General features: G+C 71.7%; 3 protein-coding genes and 1 pseudogene. All 4 read left to right on the plus strand.

Annotation, left to right across the window (positions count from 1 at the left end; translation table 11 throughout):
* A partial coding sequence (locus AB0F81_RS50250; RefSeq protein WP_360211407.1) for a tetratricopeptide repeat protein occupies positions 1-1,587 on the plus strand: 1,587 nt, incomplete at its 5' end.
* Positions 1,588-1,645: 58 nt separating this feature from the next.
* Positions 1,646-3,001, plus strand: a complete 1,356-nt coding sequence (locus AB0F81_RS50255; RefSeq protein WP_360211411.1) for a class II fumarate hydratase — start codon at positions 1,646-1,648, stop codon at positions 2,999-3,001.
* Between the two features lie 64 nt (positions 3,002-3,065).
* Positions 3,066-4,718 carry a S8 family serine peptidase gene (locus AB0F81_RS50260; protein WP_360211409.1) on the plus strand — a complete coding sequence of 551 codons (1,653 nt, stop codon included), beginning with the start codon at positions 3,066-3,068 and terminating at the stop codon, positions 4,716-4,718.
* 74 nt (positions 4,719-4,792) lie between these two features.
* Positions 4,793-5,096 (plus strand): annotated as a pseudogene (locus AB0F81_RS50265) (serine protease); the annotation flags it as partial.

Here is a 5,096-nt window from a genome sequence, read left to right on the forward strand (position 1 = left end):
CTGCCGCTGGCGATCCGGCTGGCCGGCGCCCGGCTGGCGCACCGGCCGCGGTGGCGGGTCGCCGACCTGGTCCGGCGTCTCGGTGAGGCGGTGCTGCCCGAGCTGGCGGTCGAGGACCGCACCGTCGGGAACGCGTTCGCGCTCTCCTACGGCCAGCTGAGCGGGTCCACGCGGCGCTTCTTCAGCCTGCTCGGCCTGCACCCGGCCGCCTCGCTGGACGCGCCGGCCGCCGCCGCGCTCTCCGGCCTGCCGCTGGACGAGGCCGGGGACCTGCTCGACGAGCTGGTGGACGTGCACCTGCTGGAGGAACCGGAGCCCGGCGTCTACCGCATGCACGACCTGCTGCGGGAGTTCGCCGCCGCGCTGGCCGCCGGCCTTCCCGCCGAGGACCGCGACCGGGCCGTTCTCGGCGTGCTCAACCTGGAGACGCACGCCCTGACGGCGTCGGTCGCCCGGTCCTACCGGCGGGCACTGGAGCACGACCTGCGGGAGGTCCCGGATCTGCGGCCGGAGCTGGTCGCCGCGATCGCCGACCCGGTCGCCCGGCTGGAGCGGCACCGGCCCGACCTCGGCTCGTTCCTGGAGGCCGCGGTGCGCTCCGGCCATCCCGCGTACGCCTGGTGGATCCCCCGGGCCGCCTGGTACCTGCTGTATTACCGCGGTTACAACCAGGACGTCGCGGTGCTGCACGACCGCGGCTTCGCGATCGCCCGCGAGCACGGCGACGACGCGGGCACGGCCATGATGGCCAACTACGGCGCCTCGGTCCACTACCGGAACGGGGCGTACGAGAAGGCCCGCGAGTGCCTGGAACTCTGCATCCGGCTGCACGAGCGGCAGGGGGACCAGGTGGCGGTCGCCGGCGCGTACGGCAACCTGGCCTCCATCGAGTTCGTGATGGGCCGTTACGCCGAGACCGTCGAGACGGCGTCGAAAAGCCTCCGGATCAGTCTCCGGGTCGGCTTCGCCGGTTACGCGCTGGCCGCGCACACCCAGCTGTCCCGCGCCCACGGCCGGCTCGGGAACTACGCCGAGGCGCTGCGGCTCGACCGGCTGCGCCTGCTGATGGCCAGTCATGACGGGGACCACCTGAAGGCCAGCAGCCTGCTCCAGATCCAGCGGCACAAGCGGAGGCTGGGCCGGGCGACGCCGGAGAACGCGCGCCGATATGTGGAGATCGCCCTGGCGATGAGCGTGCGCCGGGGGCTGTCCGTGATGGAGGCCGAGGCCCGCACCGACCTCGGGACGATCCTGGCCGAGCTGGGCGACTTCGAGGCGGCGCTGGCCGAGCACCGGCGGGCCGTCGAGATCAGCGGCCAGACGAGCTTCGCGGCGGAACTCCTCCACGACTACGCGGCGACGCTGCACCGCTCCGGGGACGTGCCGGCGGCCCGGGAGGCCTACGAGCGGTCGCTGCGGATCGCGCGGGAGGTGCGGCAGCCGTACTCGGTGGCCCGGGCGCTGGCCGGGATCGCCGGCTGCCTCGACGCGGCCGACCCGCAACGCCGGCGGCTGCGCGCGGAGGCGCTCGCCCTGTTCGAGCAGATGGGCGTCCCGGAACGGTTCTCGGTGCGCGACCCGGCGTAGAGCGAGAGAGGATGGTCCGGTGACTGACGAAAGCGGATTCCGGATCGAACGCGACACGATGGGCGAGGTGCGCGTCCCCGCCGACGCTCTCTGGCGTGCGCAGACGCAGCGCGCGGTGGAGAATTTCCCGATCTCCGGCCGAGGGCTGGAACCGGCGCACATCCGGGCGCTCGCCCGGATCAAGGGCGCCGCGGCCAGGGCGAACGGGAAACTCGGTGTGCTGGACGGCGACGTCGCGGAGTCGATCGCGACCGCCGCGGCGCATGTCGCCGACGGCGGTTACGACGACCAGTTCCCGATCGACGTCTTCCAGACCGGCTCGGGCACCTCGTCGAACATGAACGCCAACGAGGTGATCGCCACCCTGGCGGCCCGTGCCCTGGGCCGGCCGGTGCACCCGAACGACCACGTCAACGCGTCGCAGTCCAGCAACGACGTCTTCCCCTCCTCGATCCACCTGGCCGCCACCGAGGCGGTCAGCCAGGATCTGATCCCGGCGCTCGAGCATCTGACGGGTGCGCTGCGCGTCAAGGCGGAGACCTGGGCGACGGTGGTCAAGAGCGGCCGCACTCACCTGATGGACGCTACGCCGGTCACCCTCGGCCAGGAGTTCTCCGGGTACGCGCAGCAGGTCACCAACGGGGTCGAGCGGCTGACCGCCACCCTGCCCCGGCTCGGTGAGCTGCCGCTCGGTGGCACCGCGGTGGGCACCGGGGTGAACACGCCGCCCGGGTTCGCCCCAGCGGTGATCGAGCTGCTGAAGGAGGAGACCGGGCTGCCGCTCAGCGAGGCCCGCGACCACTTCGAGGCGCAGGGCGCCCGGGACGCGCTGGTCGAGGCGTCCGGCCAGCTGCGGGTGGTGGCGACCGGCCTCTACAAGATCGCCAACGACATCCGGTGGATGGGCTCCGGCCCGCGGGCGGGGCTGCGCGAGCTGCGGCTGCCCGATCTGCAGCCCGGTTCGTCGATCATGCCGGGCAAGGTGAACCCGGTGGTGCCGGAGATGGTCCGCCAGGTCGCCGCCCAGGTGATCGGCAACGACGCGACGGTCGCCTTCGCCGGCACCCAGGGCGATTTCGAGCTGAACGTGATGCTCCCGGTGATGGCTCGCAACCTGCTGGAGTCGATCCGCCTGCTGGCCGCCGCGGCTCGCCAGCTCGCCGACAAGTGCGTCGCCGGGCTGGAGGCGAACGAGGAGGTGGCCCGGGCGTACGCCGAGGGGTCCCCGTCGATCGTCACCCCGCTCAATCGCTACCTCGGTTACGACGAGGCCGCGGCGATCGCCAAGCAGGCCCTGGCGACCGATCGGACGATCCGCGAGGTAGTGATCGAACGCGGACATGTTGCGAACGGGAAACTCTCCGAGACACAACTGGACGAAGCGCTCGACGTCCTGCGAATGACCCGTCCCTAGCTCTTGCGCTGAGCGACCTTTCTCGATGTGATGCCTCCTAACCTATTACAGGAGGAGCGCTTCCATGAGAAGACGCGTTATGACCGGGGCTGTCGTCACCGCGACTGGCCTCGCGTTCCTCGCTGTGGTGCCTGGTTCCGCGGTCGCGGAGCCAGGTAACGCAGTCGACTACACCGTCGTGGCCGCCGACGGTGCCTCCGCCGCGGAGGCGACCGCGGCCATCAAGGCCGCCGGCGGCACGATCGTCAGCGGTAACGACGCGGTTGGCGTCTACCGGGTCAGCTCGGCCGACACGAAGTTCGAGACCAAGGCCACCGCGTCCGGCGCCCTGATCGGCGCCAGCGAGCGCCGGGCACTCGGCCACGCCCCCAGCCGGCTCGAGAAGGTCGACCGCAACGCCCGGCCCGGCAGGGGCGGCAAGGGCGGCCCGGCGAAGGCCGACCCGCTCGACGCCGAGTTGTGGGGCCTCGCCATGGTCCGCGCGGACAAGGCTCGCAAGATCGAGTCGGGTGATCGCAGCGTGACCGTCGGCGTCCTGGACACCGGTCTGGACGCCTCGAACCCGGACCTCGCGCCGAACTTCAGCAAGAAGCTCTCCCGTAACTTCGCGCCGGACATGACCGACATCGACGGGCCGTGCGAGGTCGAGGGCTGCCTCGATCCGGTCGGCACCGACGACGGCGGGCACGGCACCCACGTGGCCGGCACCATCGGCGCCGCGCTCAACGGCGTCGGCCTCTCCGGTGTCGCTCCGGACGTCACCCTGGTGGAGCTCAAGGGCGGCCAGGACTCCGGCTACTTCTTCCTCGACCCGGTCGTCAACGCGCTGACCTACGCCGCCGACGCCGGCCTCGACGTGGTCAACATGTCGTTCTACGTCGACCCGTGGCTCTACAACTGCACGGCCAACCCGGCCGACAGCCCGGAGGACCAGGCCGAGCAGCGCGCCATCATCACCGCCGTGAAGCGAGCCCTGGAGTACGCGCACCGCAAGGGCGTCACGCTGGTCGGCGCGCTCGGCAACAACCACGAGGACCTGGGCAAGCCCCGGACCGACGTCTCCAGCCCGGACTACGGGGCGAACCCGTACCCGCGGCCGATCGACAACAAGTCCTGCTGGGACCTGCCGGCGGAGGGGCCGCACGTCATCGGCGTCTCCTCGGTCGGACCGTCGGGCAAGAAGTCGGACTTCTCGAACTACGGCCTGGAGCAGATCTCGGTCGCCGCGCCGGGTGGCTGGTACCGCGACGGGTACGGCACCGACACCTACATGACGGCCGGCAACCAGATCCTCTCCACGTACCCGCTCAAGGTGCTGCAGGAGGAGGGGCTGGTCGACGCGGACGGCAACATCACCGCGGACGGCGAGGGCCTGGTCTTCAAGGAGTGCACCAAGGCCGGAAAGTGTGGGTACTACACGTACCTGCAGGGCACCTCGATGGCCGCGCCGCACGCCGCCGGTGTCGCCGCGCTGATCGTCAGCAAGTACGGCTACCCGGACTTCCGCCGCGGTGGCAAGACCATGGCTCCGGCCCTGGTCGAGGCGCAGCTCTACCGGACCGCCGCCGAGCACTCGTGCCCGGAGCCGCGTCTGCAGAGCTACGCGCAGGAGGGCCGGTCCGCCGAGTTCGACGCGCTCTGTGAGGGTGGCAAGAACTTCAACGGCTTCTACGGGTACGGCATCGTCGACGCCTACGCGGCGGTCGGCGGTCGCTGACCCCGAGGACTGGACGTGCTGACTTCGGGTGCGTATGGCACCCGAAGTCAGCACACCGGACCTAACATGCGGAAGTGATCTCGCTACGCGCCGTGATTCCCGCTGTGCTGCTGCTGTTCGCCCTGGTCCCGGGCGATTCCGGGACGGCGCGGGCCGCGGACTACACGGTGGTGGCGGCCGACGGAGTGTCCGGCTCGGACGCAGCGGCCGCCATCCGGTCCGCCGGCGGCACCGTGGTCAGCGGCAACGACGCGGTGGGGGTGTACCGGGTCGCCTCGGCCGACACCCGGTTCGCCGCCAAGGCCGCCGCCTCGCCCGCGCTGATCGGGGCGAGTGAGCGCCGGGCCATCGGGCGCACCACCGGCCGGCCGGCCGGGC

This window comes from Actinoplanes sp. NPDC024001, from assembly GCF_040638955.1.
In the GTDB taxonomy this organism is placed as follows: domain Bacteria; phylum Actinomycetota; class Actinomycetes; order Mycobacteriales; family Micromonosporaceae; genus Actinoplanes.